At 46.8% G+C, this 22,452-nt stretch carries 21 protein-coding genes; 13 read left to right on the plus strand and 8 right to left on the minus strand.

Going from position 1 to position 22,452, the window contains the following annotated elements; translation table 11 throughout:
• The first annotated feature begins 91 nt into the window (after window positions 1–91).
• The 3 genes from V7M78_RS04515 (at window position 92) to V7M78_RS04525 (ending at window position 4,382) form a co-directional block, all read left to right on the plus strand.
• Window positions 92–2,311 (plus strand): methyl-accepting chemotaxis protein, encoded by a 2,220-nt coding sequence (locus V7M78_RS04515; protein ID WP_333646856.1) that lies wholly within the window; start codon window positions 92–94, stop codon window positions 2,309–2,311.
• A gap of 35 nt (window positions 2,312–2,346) precedes the next feature.
• Entirely contained in the window at window positions 2,347–3,768 is a 1,422-nt protein-coding gene (locus V7M78_RS04520) for a bifunctional diguanylate cyclase/phosphohydrolase (RefSeq protein WP_333646858.1), read from the plus strand.
• 176 nt (window positions 3,769–3,944) lie between these two features.
• Window positions 3,945–4,382 (plus strand): acyl-CoA thioesterase, encoded by a 438-nt coding sequence (locus V7M78_RS04525; protein WP_333646860.1) that lies wholly within the window; start codon window positions 3,945–3,947, stop codon window positions 4,380–4,382.
• A 303-nt stretch (window positions 4,383–4,685) separates the two neighbouring features.
• Here V7M78_RS04525 and V7M78_RS04530 read toward each other — a convergent pair whose 3' ends face one another.
• From V7M78_RS04530 to pta, 3 genes are all read right to left on the minus strand, one after another.
• Complete coding sequence (locus V7M78_RS04530; protein ID WP_333646862.1) at window positions 4,686–5,186, minus strand: CarD family transcriptional regulator; 501 nt, start codon at window positions 5,184–5,186, stop codon at window positions 4,686–4,688.
• Between the two features lie 261 nt (window positions 5,187–5,447).
• Window positions 5,448–6,254 carry an alpha/beta hydrolase gene (locus V7M78_RS04535; protein WP_333646864.1) on the minus strand — a complete coding sequence of 269 codons (807 nt, stop codon included), beginning with the start codon at window positions 6,252–6,254 and terminating at the stop codon, window positions 5,448–5,450.
• A 55-nt stretch (window positions 6,255–6,309) separates the two neighbouring features.
• Entirely contained in the window at window positions 6,310–7,281 is a 972-nt protein-coding gene (gene pta / locus V7M78_RS04540; RefSeq protein ID WP_333646866.1) for a phosphate acetyltransferase, read from the minus strand.
• A 621-nt stretch (window positions 7,282–7,902) separates the two neighbouring features.
• Between pta and V7M78_RS04545 the strand changes: the two genes are divergently transcribed.
• The 8 genes from V7M78_RS04545 to atpC are packed head-to-tail and all read left to right on the plus strand — an operon-like array spanning window position 7,903 to window position 14,093.
• Window positions 7,903–8,565, plus strand: coding sequence for a F0F1 ATP synthase subunit A (locus V7M78_RS04545; RefSeq protein WP_333647071.1), 663 nt, complete (start codon window positions 7,903–7,905; stop codon window positions 8,563–8,565).
• A 24-nt stretch (window positions 8,566–8,589) separates the two neighbouring features.
• Window positions 8,590–8,814 (plus strand): ATP synthase F0 subunit C, encoded by a 225-nt coding sequence (gene atpE, locus V7M78_RS04550; RefSeq protein ID WP_333647074.1) that lies wholly within the window; start codon window positions 8,590–8,592, stop codon window positions 8,812–8,814.
• A 46-nt stretch (window positions 8,815–8,860) separates the two neighbouring features.
• Window positions 8,861–9,361, plus strand: a complete 501-nt coding sequence (gene atpF, locus V7M78_RS04555; protein ID WP_333646868.1) for a F0F1 ATP synthase subunit B — start codon at window positions 8,861–8,863, stop codon at window positions 9,359–9,361.
• Window positions 9,342–9,845 (plus strand): ATP synthase F1 subunit delta, encoded by a 504-nt coding sequence (gene atpH / locus V7M78_RS04560; protein ID WP_333646870.1) that lies wholly within the window; start codon window positions 9,342–9,344, stop codon window positions 9,843–9,845. Before atpF ends, atpH begins: the two co-directional genes overlap by 20 nt.
• Window positions 9,846–9,850: 5 nt before the next feature.
• The gene (gene atpA, locus V7M78_RS04565; RefSeq protein ID WP_333646872.1) at window positions 9,851–11,359 is read left to right on the plus strand and encodes a F0F1 ATP synthase subunit alpha; all 1,509 of its coding nucleotides are present in this window, start codon (window positions 9,851–9,853) and stop codon (window positions 11,357–11,359) included.
• A 3-nt stretch (window positions 11,360–11,362) separates the two neighbouring features.
• Window positions 11,363–12,259 (plus strand): ATP synthase F1 subunit gamma, encoded by an 897-nt coding sequence (atpG, locus tag V7M78_RS04570; RefSeq protein ID WP_333646874.1) that lies wholly within the window; start codon window positions 11,363–11,365, stop codon window positions 12,257–12,259.
• 6 nt (window positions 12,260–12,265) lie between these two features.
• The gene (atpD, locus tag V7M78_RS04575) at window positions 12,266–13,660 is read left to right on the plus strand and encodes a F0F1 ATP synthase subunit beta (RefSeq protein ID WP_333646876.1); all 1,395 of its coding nucleotides are present in this window, start codon (window positions 12,266–12,268) and stop codon (window positions 13,658–13,660) included.
• A 16-nt stretch (window positions 13,661–13,676) separates the two neighbouring features.
• On the plus strand, window positions 13,677–14,093 hold the full coding sequence (atpC, locus tag V7M78_RS04580) for an ATP synthase F1 subunit epsilon (RefSeq protein ID WP_333646878.1): 417 nt from the start codon (window positions 13,677–13,679) through the stop codon (window positions 14,091–14,093).
• A gap of 65 nt (window positions 14,094–14,158) precedes the next feature.
• On the opposite strand, the gene V7M78_RS04585 is transcribed toward atpC, so the two are convergent.
• The 4 genes from V7M78_RS04585 to V7M78_RS04600 form a co-directional block, all read right to left on the minus strand.
• Window positions 14,159–15,019: a hypothetical protein gene (locus V7M78_RS04585; protein WP_333646880.1), complete on the minus strand. Its 861-nt coding sequence runs from the start codon at window positions 15,017–15,019 to the stop codon at window positions 14,159–14,161.
• Window positions 15,020–15,036: 17 nt separating this feature from the next.
• Window positions 15,037–15,744 carry an ABC transporter ATP-binding protein gene (locus tag V7M78_RS04590; RefSeq protein WP_333646882.1) on the minus strand — a complete coding sequence of 236 codons (708 nt, stop codon included), beginning with the start codon at window positions 15,742–15,744 and terminating at the stop codon, window positions 15,037–15,039.
• A complete protein-coding gene (locus tag V7M78_RS04595; protein ID WP_333646884.1) occupies window positions 15,741–16,115 on the minus strand; it encodes a GntR family transcriptional regulator in 375 nt (124 codons plus the stop codon). Before V7M78_RS04595 ends, V7M78_RS04590 begins: the two co-directional genes overlap by 4 nt.
• 193 nt (window positions 16,116–16,308) lie before the next feature.
• A complete protein-coding gene (locus V7M78_RS04600; RefSeq protein WP_333646886.1) occupies window positions 16,309–17,115 on the minus strand; it encodes a ZIP family metal transporter in 807 nt (268 codons plus the stop codon).
• Window positions 17,116–17,287: 172 nt separating this feature from the next.
• Here V7M78_RS04600 and V7M78_RS04605 point away from each other — a divergent pair, with 172 nt between their 5' ends.
• Entirely contained in the window at window positions 17,288–18,811 is a 1,524-nt protein-coding gene (locus V7M78_RS04605; RefSeq protein ID WP_442914626.1) for a peptidoglycan-binding protein, read from the plus strand.
• Window positions 18,812–18,826: 15 nt separating this feature from the next.
• The gene (locus tag V7M78_RS04610) at window positions 18,827–20,188 is read left to right on the plus strand and encodes an MATE family efflux transporter (protein WP_333646891.1); all 1,362 of its coding nucleotides are present in this window, start codon (window positions 18,827–18,829) and stop codon (window positions 20,186–20,188) included.
• Here the strand turns inward: V7M78_RS04610 and V7M78_RS04615 are convergent.
• Window positions 20,178–22,445, minus strand: coding sequence for a sensor histidine kinase (locus tag V7M78_RS04615; protein ID WP_333646893.1), 2,268 nt, complete (start codon window positions 22,443–22,445; stop codon window positions 20,178–20,180). The genes V7M78_RS04610 and V7M78_RS04615 overlap by 11 nt on opposite strands.
• Between the last annotated feature and the right edge of the window lie 7 nt (window positions 22,446–22,452).

Below are 22,452 nucleotides of genomic sequence, written 5' to 3' on the forward strand. Positions count from 1 at the left end.
TTTATGATAAATAATAGTCTCCCTCATGTTACATATTTTTATAACCGTCACTGGATTAATAAAAAATAACAAATGAAAAGGGGACAATAGTGTGAATCTGAAAAAAATGAAATTAGCTGCAAAAACATCTCTGGCAATCGCAATCATTTTGACAACTTTACTCACCATACTCATCCTTACATCCGTCATATCTGTCAGAAGAGAAATGACCAGGGCGGTTGATCAGGAGTTTTCAGGTATGGCCGATGAAAACGGTATTATTGTGCAGGGGGTAATGGATACCGCAACTTCAGTTTCGAAGAATTTTCAAGACTACTTAAAAATTGCCTATGGAGAATACGACAATATGCTTGCCACACAGGCAACAGATGAAAAAGGCAGCAAAATTCCTTTTCCTAAGGAGAAAAGCTTAGCCTATCATGTGGATATTGATGAAATAAATAAAGATGCGGAAAACTATATTCTGCGCAATGCATGGTCAGCCATAAACAGCAATCCTGATATTGCCGGAATCGGCACCTTTTTCGAACCCTATGCTTTTGACGACAATATCCAGGACTATGCTGTTTATGTGGACCGGAATAATGCGGCAAATCAGACAGTACAACAGTATGGCAAGCATTCTGAATACAGCACCATGGATTATTACACACAGGCGGCATCAACTCAGAAAAATCTTTTTACCAATCCATATTTTGAACAGAGCATGAATATAAACATGATCTCGGCAGCATTTCCAATTGTCCACAACGGAGCAACACAGGGAGTGGTTCTGGTGGACATCAATGTGGACAACTTTGCAAAACTGAGATCTTCCAATGAGGACTATCCCACCATGTTTGCAGAAGTTGTTACCAATGACGGCACCATTGTATATGACAGCCAGTCAGCAGATCTAATTGGAAAGAATTTAAGCGATGTTCTGGGGGTCCAGCAGGCAGGCCGTATCAGTGAGCAGAAAAAAGCAGGTGTCTCCTTCCGAATGGAAACCAATGACAATGGTGTGGACCTGGTGGAGTATTATTTCCCAATTCAGGCCGGAGAGGAAACCTGGTGGTCAATTACCGCAGTTCATGAATCCGATCTCAATAAAGCTGTGATTCGTTTAAGCATCATGATGGTTGGGCTGGCTGTTTTGATTCTCGCACTGGTTATTGCTGCAATAACCATCCTCCTGAAACGGATGCTGGGACCCATCAATGGCGTTGTAACTGCGGCAGAGCAGATTGCCCGCGGTGAACTGGACATTCAAGTCAAAGCCGGGTCAGAGGATGAAATAGGAATTCTTGCCAGAGCATTTGGAGAAATGTCAGAGCGTCTGAAAATCATTATCTCAGATGTAAATTATATGCTGGGGGAGATGGCAGAGGGAAATTTCCGCCTTGCAACTCAGTATGAAGACAAATATGTGGGAGATTACCACAATATTCTCCTTGCCATGCGCGGCATTAACCACAATTTAAGCCAGACTCTTACTGAAATCAATACGGCAGCCAATCAGGTGTCGGCAGGCTCCGAACAGGTATCAAGCAGTGCCCAGGCCCTTAGTCAGGGAGCCGCAGAGCAGGCCAGCTCCGTGGAGGAGTTATCGGCCACTCTTCTGGAAATCTCTCAGAATATAGGTGAGACTGCGGAAAATGCCACCCTTGCAAGCCGTCTTTCCAACGAATCCGGTGCAGGGGTGAAAGAGAGCAATGGACACATGGAGGCCCTTATGTCGGCTATGGAGGAAATTGCAGGTGCTTCCTCTGAAATCGGTAAGATTATTAAAACCATTGATGATATTGCCTTCCAGACAAATATCCTGGCGCTGAATGCAGCGGTGGAGGCAGCCCGTGCAGGGGAAGCCGGAAAGGGCTTTGCAGTGGTGGCAGACGAGGTGCGCAGCCTTGCCGGAAAGTGTGCCGAGGCAGCGAAGAGTACCACCGGGTTGATTGAAGGCGCCATCCATGCTGTTGAAAATGGCACAAAACACGCTTCCCAGACTGCTGCTTCCCTGCGGGCTGTTGTAAAAAAGACGGAAACAGTGGATGAAGCGGTTCAGCACATTGCCAAGGCTTCTGAGGAACAGTCCCAGGCCATTGCCCAGATTACAACAGGTGTTGAGCAGATATCTGCTGTTGTTCAGACCAATTCTGCAACGGCAGAGGAAAGCGCTGCAGCCAGCGAAGAATTAAGCGGTCAGGCAGAACTTATGAGAGACTTAGTGGGACGGTTCCGGCTGAGAGAGGATAGGGCGGCTTCCAATGCCGTTTCTGCAGTGAATACAGAAGTTACCCAATCTTCCGGAACAGCTTTTGACAAATATTAATGAAAGGTGCGGGTATGAGTGTACGGAGGGGGCATATGACAGAGATCATGGAACTGTTTGACTCCCTGTTCTATCTGACTTTTGATACAGTCAGCGGAGAAATTACAGAGGTAAATCCGGCTTTATGCAGGTATTTGGGATATTCCCCTGATGAGATAATAGGCCGTAAGATTGAGGAACTTAACCTTTTGCCGGTGGAGGTACAGCATCAGGAGGTTCAAAGAAAAAATTCATCCGGGATACTGTTTTCTGCAGCCCCTTATCTTTTGAAAAATGGTGAGGTGAGACTTTTTGACGTCTACCCCTCTGCACCTTTGGGAGAAAATTGCCGGCTGCTCTGTACTACGCTCTTTGACGTGACAGACCGGGAGCGTTACCGGGAGGAGCTTTTTCATGAGAGAGAATTGCATATCAGTACGGAAAAAAAGTACCGCAGGCGTATTGAGTTTTTAAGCTATCACGATGCCCTTACAGGCCTTTATAACCGGGAGTATATGGAAGAAATGAGCTCACAGTTAAATCAGCCGAAAAATCTTCCCCTTGCTGTTATCATGGGGGATATTAATGGGCTTAAAATTGCAAATGATGCATTTGGGTATAAGGTCGGAGATAAGCTGTTAAAGGATGCGGCTGAACTATTTCAGAAAAACTGTAAACCCAATGCCTTTATTGCACGGTGGGGCGGTGATGAGCTGGTTGCTTTTCTGCCCCGGACAGATCTGGGTGAAGCTGAGGAAATTATGTGGCAGATTAGAAGTACCTCTATGTCTCTTAAGGAGAGAGGTCTTCCATGCAGCCTGTCTCTTGGATGTTCCATAAAAAATTATCTGGATGAAAGTATTGCAGACACTCTGCGGGAAGCTGAAGAATTTATGTACAGACATAAGCTGTTAAATGGGAAGAGCTACCGCAATGCGACTATCAATACCCTTCTGGTAACCCTTTATGAAAACAGCAATGAAACGAAGACCCATTCGGACAGGATTGAAGAGCATTGCCATTTGATCGGACGGGAGCTGGAGATTTCGTCAACGGAGATGGCGGAGCTGTCCTTGCTGGCAAAGCTTCACGACATTGGAAAGGTTGGAATTGACTCCAATATACTAAAAAAACCAGGGCCCCTTACAGCAGAAGAATGGGTAGAAATGAAGCGCCATCCGGAAATCGGCTATCGCATTGCCCGGGCAAATCCGGAGCTTACTATGGTCGCCGACCTCATACTTTCCCACCATGAAAGATGGGATGGAATGGGATATCCTTACGGGTTAAAGGGCAAAGAAATTCCCTTGCTGTGCAGGATTCTTGCTGTAGCAGATTCCTTTGATGCCATGACAAATGACCGTGTGTACCGCAAGGGGATGAGCAAAGAAGATGCATTAAGGGAAATTGAACGAAATTCCGGTATCCAGTTTGATCCTGAGATTGCAGATGTATTTTTAAAGCATGTTATGAAGTGAGGTGCTTTCCAGTACAAAAACATGCTTTTCCGGGGCCGGTTTCGGAGGGCATACCAAAAGACATATTTTCCGCCAAAGGAAGGTATGTCTTTTTTTGCATATAAATGTGTGATATTATGGAAGAATGAATGTTATATGATCCAGGAAAAGCTGCATTTAAGAAGGAGAAATACTTTATGAATCTTAAACCATATTCCAGAAAAGCACAGTATTATGAAACTGACCAGATGGGAATTATTCATCATGCAAATTATATTCACTGGCTTGAAGAGGCCAGGGTAGATTTTATGGAGCAGATGGGCTTTGGCTATGACCGTGCCGTCAGTTCCGGAATTGACTTTGCTCTGCTTGGCATATCCTGCGAATACAAGTCCATGGTTCGGTTTAGCGAGACAGTGAACATCCAGGTCTCCATAACCTCTCTGACGCCGGCTAAAATGACCGTGGAATATCAGATCACTGATGCGGAAAGCGGCAAGCTGCGGGCCGTGGGAGAAAGCAGACATTGCTATTTTGATGCAAACAAAAAACGCCCGGTTTCTTTGAAAAAGGTTCTGCCGGAGTTGTATGATTTATTTGCTTCCCTTTGCGCAGAAGAGTCTGGTATCGTTTAAGAACGCTTTTTATAAGTAAAACGTCCAATAAATCTCTAATTTATTATTGCCTCTAATGATCTTACTTATGAGTGATTTAACAAGTGCCTGCCCCACATTTACCTGTGGAGCAGGCACTCGTTTTAATTTAAGGCCAGATTGTAACAAAAAAGAAGCTTGTAAAAATTGTAGATATAATAATCGGGGTTGTTTGCGCAGATCACTAAGAGATCTTATTTGTAGGGGAAAATAACTAAAATAGTGGTTGATTTATAGGAGTTGAAGTGGTCTTGACATGCTGATAAGGAATGATAATAAAATGGGTTAAATTCTCTGCTCATAGATAAATGGAATAACTTCTTCACGCTTAATATTCAATACGTAAGCAAACTCCTCGCAAAGCGTTTTTTCAGCATCTTTGAGAAAGTCTTCATCAGAAATCTGCAGTTTCTTGTCTTTACTTGTGTTTTTTAGCTCTTGCCTGTGCCAACGTAAAGTTTTTATCATTTTTACAAGTTCGGAATGGTTACCATCTGCAAGAATCTTGCTGTACAATTCTTTGCGCTCACGATTATCCTTAATCCAAACGAAATCATTCCCTGACATTTTCCTGACCAGAGAGAAAATTTCATCGGCAGAGAGAAGGCGGCGAACTTTAGTTTTTCTTTTGCTGGTTATAGCTGGGATATATACTGTCGAGGTACTATGGTAAACGGGTTTGAGTATAAAATATGGGCGGATTTTTTCATCCATGCACATATCCTGTAATCCGGTAACCTCACAAATACCATGACTTCCGTATATGATGACATCACCTATGTTCATAATATTTCACCTCTTTCTAATAAAAAAGAGTGGTTCACTAAAACCGGGCTTACATACCCGCAAAGCAAACCACACAGTTACTATTTCTATTATAGCACAGTTACAGATGAAATTATACGGTAATGTTCTCCAAAGATAACGGTTATATTAAGGACTAATTAATAAAAGCGGTGATAAATGATCCCCAATACGATTGTATTGAATAAAGGCGGGTATCCGGTATTCCGGTCCCGCCCATATAAAAGCATTCTTAAATCATCATCAGGAAATCCGCATTTCCATCCACAAAAGCACATCTTTAACTACTTCATCTTTGCAGTATTCATTGAATATCTCATGAAACAGCCCGCCGTAAATTTTCATCTGCTTATCTGCCGATGAGGCATTGGAAAAGAAGTCATAGGTGTCCTGAACACCTACCAGGCCGTCTTTTTCGCCGTGGAGCATGAGAACGGGGAACTGGAATTCTTTTACCTTTTCTTCAAACCAGGACAGACCGTCACAGATGGAGTAGCATAAGCCTGCAGTAAAGGTTTTGGAGTTATGGGGGTCTTTTCCGTACCAGTCCACTACCTCCGGCACAGAACACACACCTGCACCCAGTTCATTGGGAAGAGGCATGTGGGGGTCCGGACCTTTGGGAACACCGGTGATCAGGCCTGCGGTATCCTTTGTCAGCGCTCCGCTGGTGATGATGCCCCGAAGCTTTTTGCCCGGATATTTTGAACCGTATAAGGAGACGGTAAAGCCTCCCATACTGTGTCCGATAAGGAATACAGGGATGCCTGGATTTTCTTCCAAAGCCATGTCGACCACCACGTTTGTGTCGTCAAGAAGCTGGTTAAAGTCTTCGTAATGAGTCCTCTCCCCTTCTGAACGGCCGTGTCCCCTGTGGTCAAAGCGGTAGGTTCCTATTCCGGCTTTGTGAAACATTTCTGCAACGTAGTCATACCGTCCCTGATGCTCGCATAGGCCGTGTACTAAAACGGCGGCGGCACGGGCTCCATCAGGTACTTCTCTGTTTAAAAATAACTTTGTTCCGTCAAATGAAGAAATCATTTCGCCCATATATAACCCTCCCTCATATAAGAATCGTCTTTCCTTCTATAGAAACCCGGCAGATTTAGATCAGAGCTGCCGTAATAATTGCCATTTTATAAACTTCTTCCGCATTGCAGCCTCTGGAAAGGTCATTAATGGGAGCGTTCAGACCCTGTAAAATAGGACCGAAAGCTTCGAAGTTTCCTAAACGCTGAGCGATCTTGTAGCCGATGTTGCCTGCGTTGATGTTAGGGAAGATAAAGGTGTTGGCCTGTCCTGCTACTGGAGAATCAGGAGCTTTTGTCTTAGCTGTTTCAGGGGAGATGGCAGCATCAAACTGGAACTCTCCGTCTACTGCAAAATCCAGGTTCATAAGTTTTAAACGGTTAGCAGCATTGCGGACCTTATCAACGGTTTCTCCTTTTCCGGAACCGAGAGTACTGTAGGAAAGCAGAGCTACCTTTGGCTCAATAGAGAAGGTTTTAGCTGTTCTGGCTGTTTCCAGAGTGATCTCAACCAGTTCGTCCTCACTAGGGTCCAGGTTAATGGCACAGTCGCCCATGGCAAGCAGCTCATCGCCGTTTTCAGCAGGGCGGGAGAGAATGAAGCAGCTGGAAACAATCTGACTGCCCGGTTTTGTTTTAATCAGCTGTAAAGCCGGTCTTACGGTATCAGCAGTAGAATAGGTAGCACCGCCGAGAAGGCCGTCTGCCAGCCCCATTTTAACCAGCATGGTGCCGAAATAGTTGGCCTGTTTCAGAGCTGCCAGACAAGCTTCCTTGTCCATCTTTCCTTTTCTTAAATCAACCATTGTTGATGCCATCTTGTCCAATCCTTCATACTGTTCAGGATCTATTTTTTCGATTCCGTCGACAGACCAGCCGCAAGCCTTAGCTGCTGCGTCTATTTCATCAACTTTTCCCAGAAGAATAGGGGCCAGAATGCCATCCTTATGCAGTCTGCTTGCTGCTTCCAGGATTCTTGGATCAGTGCCTTCCGTGAAGACGATTTTTCTTTCCTGCTCTTTCAGTTTGGAAATCATATGCTCAAACATGTTTTTTTCCTCCGTTATTCAAATAGTGTTTATACTATTAAAGTATATACCTAAAGACATATATAAATCAACAAAGTTTTCCTCTTTTTCAGGACTGGTCCTAAAAAAATACAAAAACCGAAAAGGGTTTTAAACGTTTTGTAGAATTTGTTGACATAAGAACAAAAGTGAGGGGTGTATGAGCTCCTTTTTTTCATTAATTCTGCAATAATTCCCTGCCTGTTAGTCAGTAATTACAAGGAAATGAAAAGGTGTAAAGAAAAACTATGTGCAAAGTGACAAATTATAATATTTTTTTAAATGAAAAAACCTGAAAAAATACCTCTGAAAATGGATGTCCATAGGATTGTGCCCCATGAAGGGTTAAATATTGAACAGGAATTTCAAAAATATGACCGTATAAATTGTTCCAATTATTCAAACAATTACGCTTTTTCCCATGGTGCCGTGATTTTCCCGAAAAGTTGACATTTAAAAAAGATGAACGTATGATACATTCTGTACAGCGCAATTGTATTATTACGAGTACAATTTTAAAAAGCTGGCATGATATACCTAAGGAAAGACCATTTTATATTAAGAAAGGAAGTGAGCGTTACGGAGGATTTGGCAGAAAAGCTGATGGAAGAGCTGAATTGCGAAACAGTGTTTACCATTCCCTTATTCGGCGGCATTCCCATTTCTGAGTCCGTAGTGGTAACATGGATCATCATGGCTGCCCTGACTCTCCTTTCCATCGTCCTGGTAAGAAATTTAAAAGTAGAGAACCCTGGAAAGAAGCAGATGGCCCTGGAAACAGCAGTCAGCGGAATGTATGGTTTTTTTGAAGATCTGGTAGGAGAAGAAGGAAAGCGGTATATTCCTTATCTGATCTCAGTGGCAATTTATCTTGGAGTGGCTAATTTGATCGGCCTGGTGGGCTTTAAGCCGCCAACCAAGGATTTGAATGCCACGGCAGCGCTTGCTGTTATGAGCATTGTTCTGATTGAATATGCGGGATTTCATAAGAAAGGAACAAAGGGCTTTATTAAAAGCTTTGCAGAGCCGGCAGCCATTATAACTCCCATCAACATCCTGGAGTTATTTGTTAAACCGCTTTCTCTGTGCATGCGGTTGTTCGGCAATGTGTTAGCCTCCTTCGTTGTGATGGAGCTGCTGAAACAGTTGGCCGCCCCCCTTGTACCAATTCCGTTTTCCATTTATTTTGATATTTTTGACGGATTGATCCAGGCGTATGTATTTGTATTTTTAACCGCTCTTTTCATTAAAGAGTCAGTGGAGTAAACGAAACGTAAATTAAAAGGAGAGATTATTATGTTAATAGCAATTGGAGCAGGAATCGCAGTATTTACAGGTATTGGAGCAGGAATCGGAATTGGTATGGCAACCTCTAAGGCAGTGGATGCCATTGCAAGACAGCCGGAGGCAGAAGGCAAGATCAGCAAGGCATTGCTGTTAGGCTGCGCCCTTGCAGAGGCAACTGCCATCTATGGTTTCGTTATCGCCCTTCTTATCATCTTATTCCTGAAATAATAAGTACCGGGAGTGAAGGAATCAGAAAGAAAGGCAGGTGGCAGGGATGCTTAGACTGGATATGAATCTGGTATGGAACATCATAAATCTCATAGTCCTGTATCTTTTGCTGAAGCATTTTCTGCTGAAGCCGGTCATGGATGTGATGAACAAACGGCAGGCAATGATTGAGCAGAATATTTCAAATGCCAGAGCATCAGAAGGGCAGGCAGAGGCTCTTAAGAAACATTACGAAGAAAAGCTGGCAGCTTCCTCAGAGGAAGGCCGGAAGCTGGTTGAAGACGCCAGAACCCAGGCAGGGGTGCAGTATGACCGCATCTTAAAGGAGGCCCAGGAGAATGCCGGACGCCTCATGGAGGATGCCCGGAAAAAGGCGGAAGCCGATCAGGAAAGGGCCATGCGGGAAGCAAAGGCCCAGATTGCAGGGCTGGTTCTGGCTGCAACGGCCAGGGTGGTAAACCAGGAAGTGAGTGCAAAGACCAATCAGGCCATTTACGACTCGTTTTTAGCAGAAGCAGGTGATTCTTATGACACAGGCAGCCATTAATTACGGGCAGGTGCTGTATGAGCTTTCTATCCCGGAAGAGACGGTAGAAGAAACAGCCCTGATCTTAAGAACGGTTCCTCAGCTTAAGGAGGCCCTTTGCAGTCCGGTGGTAGGAAAAAACAGCAGGCGCCGGATCATTGACCGGGTATTTCCGGCGGAGATCAGAAACTTTTTAAAGGTTCTGGCAGACCATCAGAGTATGGATTTGGCAGAGGATATTTTTAAAGCATGGCAGGCCAGTGTCTGTGAACAGAAGGGGATTTTGGAAGCTTCCCTTTTCTATGTGACAGAGCCGGAAGAAGAACAGCTTCGGGAAATCAAAGCTATGCTGTGCAAGAAATACGGGAAAAAAGATGTCAGGCTTAGCCTGGTCCAGGACTTAAGCTTAATCGGCGGATTCATTCTCCGGGTGGGAGATGTGGAGACGGATTGGAGCTTAAAGGGCCGTATCAGGCAGTTGGAGCAGAAAATCACGGGGAGGTGAAAATCGTGGCTTTTATTAATTCAGATGAAATTATTTCTATATTAAGAAGTGAAATTGAAGATTATGACACTCATGCCAGGGACCAGGAAGTGGGAACTGTCATCAGCGTCGGCGACGACATTGCAGCGGTCTATGGAATTGACCATGCAATGTACGGCGAAATCGTTATTTTTGAAAATGGCTTAAAGGGCATGGTGCAGGATATCAGAAGAGAGGATATCGGCTGCATTCTGTTCGGACCGGACCGGGAGGTAAGGGAAGGCAGCAAGGTGACCAGAACGAAAAAACGGGCAGGAATTCCGGTGGGAGAAGGCTTCCTGGGAAGGGTGGTCAATGCTTTGGGAGCCCCGGTGGATGGAAAGGGAGATATTATTTCCGATGATTACCGTCCCATTGAAAATGAAGCTCCCGGCATTATTGACCGGAAAAGTGTGTCTGTGCCCATGGAAACGGGAATTCTCGCCATTGACTCCATGTTTCCCATTGGACGGGGACAGAGAGAGCTGATTATCGGAGACAGGCAGACGGGAAAGACTTCCATCGCAGTGGATGCCATATTGAACCAGAAGGGAAAAGATGTGATCTGCGTTTATGTGGCTGTAGGCCAGAAGGCTTCTACAGTGGCAAAGCTGGTGAACACCTTAAACCACCACGGAGCCATGGATTACACCATTGTGTTATCAGCGACAGCCAGTGAACCGGCTCCCATGCAGTATATTGCGCCTTATTCGGGAACGGCTCTGGCAGAATATTTCATGCATAAGGGAAAAGACGTACTTATCGTTTATGATGATTTGTCGAAGCATGCAGTGGCTTACCGTGCTCTTTCCCTGCTGTTAGAGCGTTCTCCGGGCCGTGAGGCTTATCCCGGTGACGTATTCTATCTCCATTCCAGGCTTTTGGAGCGTTCCAGCAGGTTAAAGGATGAACTGGGAGGCGGATCTTTGACAGCTCTTCCCATTATTGAAACTCAGGCAGGAGATGTTTCAGCTTATATTCCCACCAATGTTATATCCATTACTGACGGACAGATTTTTTTGGAAAGCGACCTGTTTTTCTCCGGTATGAGACCGGCGGTCAATGTGGGACTTTCCGTATCCCGTGTGGGCGGAGCGGCTCAGACCAAGGCGATGAAAAAGGCGGCAGGAAGCCTTCGTATTGATCTGGCCCAGTGCCGTGAGATGGAGGTATTCACTCAGTTCAGCTCTGATCTGGATGCGGCTACCAGAGAGCAAATTTTATATGGAAGAGGCCTTACAGAGCTGTTAAAGCAGCCTTTGTACCATCCTTTAAGTCTGCGGGATCAGGTGATCAGCCTGGTTGCGGCAGGAGGACGGATGCTTCTTGACGTGGAGATTCCAAAGATCAAGGAGTTTCAGAGGGAAATGCTGGCTTTCTTTGAGGAGTCCCATCCGGAAATCGGAAAGGAAATCGAAGAGAGCAAGGCCCTGTCTGATGATCTGAAACAGAAAATTCTTGAGGCAGTGGCTGAATTTAAAGAGAAGCGGGTGTAGGATATGGCAAATGCGAGAGAAATACAAAGCAGGATGAACAGCATCAAAAGCACCATGAAAATAACCAATGCCATGTATACCATTTCCTCGTCAAAGCTAAAAAAAGCAAGAAAGGCTCTGACGGATACGGAGCCTTACTTCTACGCCCTTCACCGAACCATTGACCGGATTATCAGGCATACTCCTGATATTGAGGACCCTTATCTGGATACCAGGCCGGAAATCAAGAAAGAGGACCGGAAAATCGGGTACATTGTGGTAACCGCAGATAAAGGGATGGCAGGGGCTTATAATCACAATATTTTCAAGCTGGCTCAGGAGCAGATTGACAAGGGGGGAAAACCTTTCCTGTTTGTGGTAGGTGATCTGGGACGGCAGTATTTTGCCAAAAAGGGCATACCCATGGAGCAGAATTTCCGCTATACGGTGCAGAATCCCAATATGAGCCGGGCCAGGATCATCGAGGAAGATGTGGTAGATTACTTTCTGTCAGGCAGGCTTGACGAGGTGCATTTAATTTACACCAGAATGGTCAATGCCATGAAGATGGAGGCTGAAATCATCCAGCTTCTCCCCATTCCCAGACAGCGTCTGACCCTGCCTATCCCCATTGACGTTCATCTGGAGGAGATTGCCATGAAGCCCTCTCCCCAGGCAGTTATCAATTCCATTGTGCCCAATTACATCGCGGGATTTATTTACGGAGGTCTGGTGGAATCCTATTCCAGCGAGCAGAACTCCAGAATGATGGCAATGCAGGCTGCTACAAAAAGCGCCCAGGATATGCTTGACGATCTGGCTATTACCTATAACCGGGTCCGGCAGGCGGCCATTACCCAGGAGATCACTGAGGTGATCAGCGGTGCAAAGGCCCAGAAGAAGAAAAGGAAGAAGGCGTAATCAACTATGAATAAGGGAAAGATCGTTCAGGTCCTGGGACCTGTCGTAGATGTAGAATTTTTAGAAGGCAGTGACCTTCCCCGCTTGAAGGATGCCCTTGAGGTGGATAACGGGGGAAAGCGCTGCGTTATGGAAGTGGCCCAGCACATGGGCAATAATACGGTCCGATGCATTATGCTGGCCTCCAGCGAAGGCCTGTGCAGAGATATGGAAGTGACTGCCACGGGAGACGGAATCAAGGTGCCCGTAGGAGCACAGACCCTGGGACGGCTTTTCAATGTCCTTGGGGAGACTATTGACAACGGAGAAAAGCTGGAAGGAGGCCCGGAATGGGTCATCCACAGAGAGCCGCCTTCCTTTGAGGAACAGAGCCCGGTTGCAGAGATTCTGGAAACGGGAATTAAGGTCATCGACCTTCTGGCTCCTTATGCAAAGGGCGGAAAGATCGGTTTGTTCGGCGGTGCCGGTGTAGGCAAGACGGTTCTCATTCAGGAACTGATTCACAATATTGCTACAGAGCACGGCGGATATTCTATTTTTACCGGTGTCGGAGAGCGTTCCCGTGAGGGAAATGACTTATGGACTGAAATGGGTGAGTCCGGTGTTATTGAAAAGACTGCCCTGGTGTTCGGTCAGATGAACGAGCCGCCGGGCGCCCGTATGAGAGTGGCTGAAACAGGTCTTACTATGGCGGAGTATTTCCGTGATGAAGAGCATAAAAACGTGCTTCTGTTTATTGATAATATCTTCCGTTTCACCCAGGCCGGTTCTGAGGTTTCCGCCCTTCTTGGGCGTATGCCTTCTGCCGTTGGCTATCAGCCTACACTGGCGACGGAAATGGGAGAATTGCAGGAGAGAATCACTTCTACTAAGAATGGTTCCGTTACTTCCGTCCAGGCGGTTTACGTGCCTGCTGATGACTTGACGGACCCGGCTCCTGCCACAACCTTTGCCCATCTGGACGCCACTACGGTATTGTCCAGAAAGATCGTGGAGCAGGGTATTTACCCGGCTGTTGATCCATTGGAATCCAATTCACGTATATTGGAGCCCGACGTGGTGGGTGATGAGCATTATGAGGTGGCCCGCAGGGTGCAGGAAATCCTTCAGAAGTACAAGGAGCTTCAGGATATCATCGCCATTCTGGGCATGGAGGAACTGGGAGATGATGACAAGACCACGGTTTACCGGGCCAGAAAGATTCAGAGATTCTTATCCCAGCCTTTTACGGTAGCGGAAAACTTTACGGGAGTAAAAGGAAAATACGTCCCTCTTAAGGAGACCATACGGGGATTTAAGGCCATTGTGGACGGTGACATGGATCAGTATCCGGAAACGGCATTCTTTAATGTGGGAACCATTGACGAGGTCATTGAAAAAGCGGGAAGTTTAGAGGCTTAGGCCGGAGGTGCTGTCTGTGAGTACAAAAACATTTTACCTTCACGTGATTGCCAGTGACAAGAAATTCTTCAACGGCCTCTGCCAGACCCTGGTTCTGCCTCTGGAAGACGGGGAAAAGGCAATTCTTCCCCACCACGAGGACATGGTAATTGCCCTGACTCCCGGAGAAATCCGTCTGCTTGATGAAAATGGGCAGTGGATTTACGGGGTGGTGGGAAGCGGTTTTGTACAGATTGTCAACAACCGTGTGACCATGATTGTGGACACCGCCGAGCATCCCGATGAAATCGATGAACGGCGGGCCCGGGAAGCCAGAGAAAGGGCAGAGGAGCAGTTGAGACAGGGGAAGAGCATGCAGGAACATTCTCATTTTGAAGCGTCCCTGGCAAGATCTTTGGCAAGACTGCGGGCTAAAGAGAAGTATCACGTATGATGAGGAAATAGTATAAATTAGAAGCGGCTGGAAAAGAGTGTTGTCTTTTCCAGCCGTTTTTATTTTTACTCCAGATTAAGTCTTTTTGACAGAATGCGTTCCGTTCCGAAGAAGAACACCGCCAACTGAATTCCATTGAAAATAATGGAATAAATAAATGCAAAGTGAAATACATAGGTTATATTTTCCGCAGCGGGCATGGTATTAAGGAGATCAAGGAGTGATCTTGTAAAAGGTGTAACGCTTGCTATAATCATTAAAAATCCGCTGATAAAGCTGACCGCCATGGATATTGCGATATAAGCAACAACAGACATCATGATCCGGTGACTGCTTGATAAATGGCCTAAAGCCATGGAAAAGTACATGTGATAAAGCTGGATCATTCCGCTGATGATGACCATAAGGATCAGCTCCAGTAAAAGCAGGGGCCAGGAGGGGACTTCGGAAAGCACACGGCCAATGGAATCCCACACATAAGGAGAAGTAATTGCTTTAAAAAAATCTGCAGGACCTACGGAGCCCAGTATGAGAATGACAATGGATATGATGGCTGTCAAGCCGCTGGCCAGTGACATTACGAATGCCGCCGTACCCTTTGCAGCGATTAACTGCCAGGGCTTTACGGGAAGGGTGAACATCAGGTAGCCTTCATCGCACAAAAGCCCTTTATAAAACCTCTGTATAATGACGATCAGAGTCAGAACGCTTAAGGCAACCATAACGCCGAAGTAGACGAATATGGAAATTCCCCGGATCAGGCCAAGAAGGCTGCTGACAAATCCCAGGTCGTTAAGGTAATCCGTGAACAGGGAGCCAATACCCACAAATGCGTTGAGTATGGATACGGCGATTACCGCCAGGTAAATGGGCACAAGGGTGCGCACAATGGATTTGAATTCATATTTACAAAGTTTGCCGAACATGTTATTTCCTCCTTTTCTCAATTGCTGTAGGCAAAGATCTCACGGAAGAGCTGGTCCACAGACTTGCCTTCCTGCTCGCGGATATTGTCTACGGTATCATGGCGTACAACCTGGCCGTCTTTGAGAAAAATAACTTCGTCCAGAACCCGCTCAATGTCGGAAATCAAATGTGTGGACAGCATGACTGTGCCGTCTTCGTTGTAGTTGGTTAAAATGGTATTTAAAATAAAGTCCCGCGCCGCCGGATCAACGCCGCCGATGGGCTCATCAAGAAGATAAAGCTGGGCCTTGCGGCTCATAATAAGGGCCAGCTGCACCTTTTCCTTGGTGCCCTTAGACATGGTCTTAAGACGGTCCTTAGGCCCGATTCCCAGGGCCTGAAACATCTCCATAGCCTTTGGGCGGTCAAAGTCTGCATAAAAGTCCGCAAAGAAATCCGTTAAATCACTGGCCTTCATCCAGTCGGCAAAGTACATACGGTCTGGCAGATAGGAAATAATTGATTTAGTTTCCACGCCGGGTGCATTCCCTCCGATTTGTAAGGTGCCGGAGCTGGGCTGTAAAAGTCCGCATAAAAGCTTGATAAAAGTGGTTTTTCCAGAACCGTTTGGTCCCAGAAGGCCTACAATGCGGCCTCTTCCCACGGTCAGATCAATATGGTTAAGGGCAGGTTTTGCACCGTAAGTCTTGGTCAGGTTCTGGGCGAGAATGAGTTCCTGATTCATACATATTCCTCCTTTTTATTCTGCTCTGCAAGCAGTTCATAGGTCTGCTGGTCTGTGTAGCCCAGAGCCCGCATGGAAGCAAGAAATTCCTCCATCCGCGAATAGGCCAGCTTCTGACGCACGTCATGGATCAGGGACAGATCTTCTGTCACCATCCGCCCTGCGGTACGCCGTGTTTCCACCAGCCCTTTGGTTTCTAAGTCCGCCAGAGCCCGCTGCATGGTGTTGGGGTTAACGCCTGCTTCAGCGGCTAAAGCCCGTACCGTTGGTACGGCTGCGCCGGGAGCATATATTCCGGATACGATGTGCAGCGTGAGCTGCTCTGTAAGCTGTATCCAGATTGGCCGGTCATCGGTCAGTTTCCAGATCATAATGCCGCCTCCTTCTGTATTGTTGTATTAGGTGATTAATACAATAATATGATCTTTTTATTTATTTGTCAACAAATATCAGAAAAAAATTTTATTTTTACTTTAAGCAAATTCCCTTTTTTTATACAGAAACGGAGGTCCGGCAGCTTTTTGAACTGCCAAACCTCCGTCTTTTCAGCGGTTTTATTCCGGCTCATCCAAGAGCCACATCTAAAATCATCATAATCAAAAATCCTGCCATTACTCCCAGGGTTCCAGCATTGGAATGCTCCCCTAAGTGGGCTTCTGGAATCAGTTCTTCTACTACCACATATATCATGGCTCCGGCGGCAAAGGACAGCAGCCATGGCATGAGAGGCACCACACTTCCTGCAATAATTACCGTAAGAATGCCGAATACCGGCTCTACCAGGCCGGACATGCTTCCCCTGAAAAATGCTTTTCCTGAGGAAAGACCCTCCTGCCTTAAAGGAAGGGAGATGGCGGCTCCTTCCGGGAAGTTTTGTATTCCGATTCCGATTGCCAGAGCAATGGCGGCAGAAAGTCCGGAAGAATCGCCTCCCTGCTGGGCGGCAAGGGCAAAGGCCAGGCCCACTGCCATGCCTTCCGGAATGTTGTGAAGGGTAACTGCCATAACAAGAAGAGTAGTCCGTTTCCAGGTGGAAGAGATTCCCTCCGCTTCATTGTTCCTTGTCTGGCTCATATCCGGATGGAGATGAGGCAGGAGAGAGTCTAAAATAATGAGGAATGCCACTCCCAGAATAAACCCTCCTGCGGCCGGAATCCAGCCGATCTGTCCCATAGCCTCTGCTTCTTCAATGGCCGGAATGAGAAGGGACCAGACGGAAGCCGCGATCATAACTCCTGCGGCAAAGCCCAGAAATATTTTCTGGATGGACTGACCTACCTCATTCTGGAAGAAAAATACCAGTGCAGCCCCTAAAGTTGTCATAAGAAATGTGAAGCCGGTGCCTCCGGCAGCCCATAAAATTGGTGTCATATAAATCCTCCTTTTTGCATTTAATCAATCTATTTTCATTTGAGAGTTTTCTTTTTTTAATATAGCACAATCTTCCATATAGTACAATGACATTAAATTCTCTTTCCTTTTTCGACATATTTGTGGTAAAATAGACCTGATTTTACATAGGAAAGGAATCAGTTCAATGGATATTAATATATTATGGAAAAGGCGTTTTGCCCACTCCGCCCTGATGGCGGCAGCGGCCATGACACTGTTATCCGGCTGTGAAAAGACGGATCAAGCGGCAGTTTCCGGCCAGGAAGCCACGCCTTCCATTGTTACCATAACAGAAGAAAAAAAAGAACAGCCGATCCGCATCCTGGATCAGAGCGGAGGGCTGCTGCCGGAAATAGAAGACGTCCCGGATTTAAAGGAAAATCCCATTCCTGAGTATCTGAGAAACGGAGTAGAACACCCCATTGTGGCGAGCCTTCAGGAGCGCTTGATGACTCTGGGTTTTATGGACAATGATGAACCGACCCATTACTTTGGAAATGTGACGGAGGCATCCATACGGACCTTCCAGCGCCAGAACAGCCTGGCTCAGGATGGAATCGTCGGGCCTGAGACCTTAAGCGCCATTATGTCCCCTTCTGCCAAATACTACGCCGTATCAAAGGGCGTGGAAGGTGATGATATTTTAAGAATCCAGACCCGCCTTTATGAGCTGGGATATCTGGCCGCCTCCGGTCAGGTAAACGGAAGCTTTGGAGATGAAACCGAAGGAGCTGTTAAAAAGCTTCAGGAGATCAACGGCCTTACAATAGACGGCAAGGTGGGACGTCAGACCACAAACCTGCTTTACAGCGATGAAATAAAGCCCAACTTCCTGGCCTACGGGGAGAAGAGTGAGGTGGTCTTATCCTCCCAGAAACGCCTTAAGGAGCTGGGGTATCTGACTACAGAGCCGGACGGTGCATACGGAGCTGATACGGTAATAGCGGTCAAGCAGTTCCAGTCCCGAAATGACCTGGTGGTAGATGGCTATCTGGGGCCTTCCACCAGAATTACCTTAACCAGCGCCCAGGCCCAGCCAAACGGCATGTCTTTGGGAGAGCAGGGAGATGCTGTTACCAGAATTCAGCAGCTTTTAAATAAATACGGATATCTGGCTTCCGCCAATGTGACGGGCTATTACGGAGAAGTGACGGAAAAAGCCGTAAAGAATTTCCAGGCTGCAAACGGACTTCAGGCAGACGGTTCTGTGGGCCAGCAGACCATGGGCAAACTTACGGGAAGCGGCGTTAAGTCTGCAGGTTCCTCCGGCTCTTCAGGCGGCTCAGAAAAAGGCGGAACCGTTAAAGGCGGCTCCGGGGTCAGCGGTCTCTTATCCATAGCCAGGACTAAGCTGGGGCGGCCCTATGTATGGGGAGCCAAGGGGCCAAGCTCCTTTGACTGCTCCGGTTTTGTGTACTGGGCTTTAAATCAGGCAGGAGTGAGACAGAGCTATGTAACCTCCTCCGGCTGGAGAAATGTTGGAAAATACACGAAAATCACCAGCTTTGGCAGCTTAAAAGCAGGCGATATCATTGTGGTCAGCGGCCATGTGGGAATTGTATCAGGAGGGGGAACCGTTATCGACGCATCCTCCAGCCACGGGCGGGTGGTGGAGCGTTCTCTCAGCTCCTGGTGGAGAAACAATTTTATCTGCGGCTGGCGTATATTCGGATAAGAACGGTTAAGAATAATGGGTATGAAAATGCAGAAAAAAACAATCAATATGATAACAGATCCTCCGGGAAGGGCCCTTCTCCTCTTCGCCCTTCCCATGATCCTTGGGAATCTGTTCCAGCAATTTTATAATATTATAGACTCAGTGGTGGTGGGACGTTTTGTAGGCGAGGAGGCATTGGCTTCTGTAGGAGCCTCTTTTTCCATCACCAATGTTTTTATTGCCATTGCAGTAGGAGGAGGCATCGGGAGCGCTGTGGTTGTCTCCCAGTTTTTGGGGGCAGGGAAGATTGGAAATATGAAGACCGCCATATCCACCACTCTCATCAACTTTCTGGTTGTGGGAGTGGTGCTGGGCGGTCTTGGGCTTCTTTTTAATACTCATATTTTAAGGTGGATGAACACTCCTGAAAATGTCTTTTATGATGCGGCCATGTATCTGGGCATTTACTTTGTGGGCCTGCCTTTTTTATTCCTCTACAACGTGCAGGCATCGGTTTTTCAGTCAATGGGAGATTCCAGGACACCTTTGTATCTGCTGATTTTTTCCTCGGCCTTAAACGTGGTTTTGGACCTGGTTTTTGTAATCCGTTTTTCCATGGGCGTTCCCGGGGTCGCCATTGCAACTCTCATTGCCCAGGGGATGTCCGCTGTGCTGTCTTTTTCGGTTTTAAGAAAACGCTTAAAATCCTATAAGGCGGCAGAACCCTTCCGGCTTTATGACTGGAGTACCACTCTTCAAATGATGCGGGTGGCTATCCCCTCCACCCTGCAGCAGTCCATCGTCCATGTGGGAATGCTTCTGGTTCAGTCGGTGGTCAATGTGTTCGGCTCTGCGGTCATGGCAGGATTTGCAGCAGGTACCCGCATTGAATCCACCTGTATTGTGCCTATGCTGGCCCTGGGAAGCGCCATGTCCACCTATACGGCCCAGAATATGGGAGCAGGGAAAACGGACCGGGTGAGAAAGGGTTACCGGTACTGCTATGCCATGATAGGCGTTTTTGCAGTGGTGATTTGTCTGCTGATGATTCTCTGGGGAGATGTTCTGGTCCGCAGTTTTTTAAAGGAAGGCAGCGGAGATGCCTCCTTTGGAACGGGAATGGACTATATCCGGTTCATTTCATTTTTCTATGCTCTCATAGGGCTTAAGTCGGTTACCGACGGACTTTTAAGGGGAGCCGGAGATGTTGCCGTATTTACGGTGGCCAATCTGGTGAACCTGGCTATCCGCGTGTCCTTTGCGGCGGTGTTTGCCCCTGTCATCGGAGTCCAGGCTGTATGGTTTGCAGTTCCCATCGGCTGGCTGGCTAATTATCTCATTTCATTTTTCAGGTATCTTACGGGAAAATGGGAGAGGATACGGCTCATTTCTTAATAGGAAATGCCACCTCTGCCTTAAATAAATCCCCGTCAATATAAAGCTTAAAGGTTCCGCCCTGAAGCTCTGTCAGGCTCTTTGCAATGGAAATTCCCAGGCCGCTTCCTTCTGTGGTCCGGGCAACATCACCGCGGACGAAACGCTCAGTCAGTTCGTCCGCCTGGATGTTTAATGGATTTTCAGAAATATTCTTCATGGTAAAAACTGCCATGTCTTCTTCTTTTTTCATATCCACATATATCCGGCTTCGTTCCATAGCGTATTTGGAGGCATTGTTATAGAGGTTTTCAAGGACTCTCCATAAATATCTTCCGTCAGCTTCAATCAGCATGGACTCATCGGGAAGGGAGAATACCAGATCCAAATGCCGGAGGGCGAATTTTTCTTCAAATTCCCCGTTGGTCTGATGGATCAGCTCCACAAAGTCAATGCTAGTCATTTCCAGCTTTAAGTTGCCGGAGCTGGCTTTGGAGGCTTCTACCAGGTCTTCGGTCAGAGTCTTTAACCTTTGTGCCTTCTGCTCCAGAACCTCTAAATATCCCTGAATTCTGGGCTCCTGAATCTGTTCCCTCTTGATAAGGTCCACATAGTTGATGATGGAGGTGAGAGGGGTTTTAATATCATGGGATACATTGGTGATAAGATCCGCCTTTAACCGCTCACTCCGTACCTTTTCCTGAAGGGCTGTTTCCAGTCCGGAACTGATGTGGTTGATATTTTCCGCCAGCTCCCGTTCTTTTCCGTTAAATTTTTCCGTATCGATTTTATAAGCAGTCTGGCCCTGGGAAATGTTTATCAGGGCTTCGTTGATCTGGTCTGTTTCCCAGGCGTTTTTATACATCTGGTGGAAAATCAGAAAATTAAGGGAAAGAAAAACCAGGGCTATGGCACCCATGAGGATTCGGGAGGGCAGATTGTCATAGGTAAATAAAAGGGAAGAAAAGGCCAGGACCATAACCGTATTAAAGACCATAAACAGACTGTAAAAAAGCATGATCCGGGCGGTAAAGCGCCGGTCCTTCACATAGAGGGACATATTTTTAAGGATTCTGAAGGTCAGGCTGCCGCTCCAAAGGGTTTCGGCGTGATATCTCTTTAAAAGGCTCAAAGCCCCAATCAGGCCCGATGTGTAATAAATCAAGACCTGCAGCACCAGCTCTCCGTAATGCCACTGTTCATCAGAGAGAAACAGGTGGATGATTTTATAGGCCAGAAACCGGGAAATAAATACGGCAAGAGCGGCGGCCGCCAGGAGAAGAAGGAGAAAGCTTTCTCCAGGGAGCCGGTCCATGGCGCCAAGCTGGCCCGGACCCTGGCTGCGGACCTGTTGGATGGTCAAACCCACCAAACTGTATAAAGTGGCCATACAGCCTAATATTCCCAGGCACAGGCTTATGATTCCGATGATGAACAGCAGGCGCATATGCTCATAATCGGCAGCAGCCTTGGTATAAGCATCTGTGTAAGGATAAGAAGTATCCACTGCGGCGGTCATGTGGTAGTTGCTGTTGTTATAGGGGTTTCTGTTTTCCAGCTGGGAAGAAATATTTTTAGGGACAATGGTCAGGTTAGAGTCCACGTAAAGGGCTTCCCCGGTGACGTAAATATATTTTCCCATGGCCTTGAAATCCCCTAAAGTTTTCCCGGACACATTGCTGTAGAGCTTAAAATCCTGGTTCGTGTTCTCATAGCGGACTTCAAATTTTAAGTTACTGGGATTCTGGATAAACCGGTAGTAAAAGGAATAGTAATTGCCTAGGTGGGAAAGGACCTCATAGGAAAGCTGGTCTAAGGAAAGAAAGGAATCTCCCGGCTCTGCGGCCTGAAAATCAGGTTCATAGGCCCTGTAATCCACCCTTACGTCTAAGTTTCCCTCTTCGGAGGCAGGGCGGCTGCCGCTCACCTTAAACTGCTCATTGAGATAAAGGCCAAGGGACTTGGCACGGCGGATCATTTCATCCACCGTATACTGCTTGACCATTCCGGGGCCTTCCGTGACCTGGACGATTGGCTTTGTGTAATCCAGTTTTCCGTCGGTTTCAAACACTTCCTTATATTTTACATAGTTGAAAATTTCATCGATGTCAGATTTAAACTGCCGGGTGAAGGCTGGGGTGTCTTCATAGGTCTCCTGGGTGATCCAGCGGATGCCTTCTCCGTAATGTACATTGTTGTACATGATGGTGACACCGATGACAATAAAAAGGGAGAAAAGCACATGCAGGAAAACCGCAGCTTCTTTTTTCTTTTTCATGGGCACT

The organism is Lacrimispora sp. (genome assembly GCF_036758025.1).
Taxonomy (GTDB): domain Bacteria; phylum Bacillota; class Clostridia; order Lachnospirales; family Lachnospiraceae; genus Lacrimispora.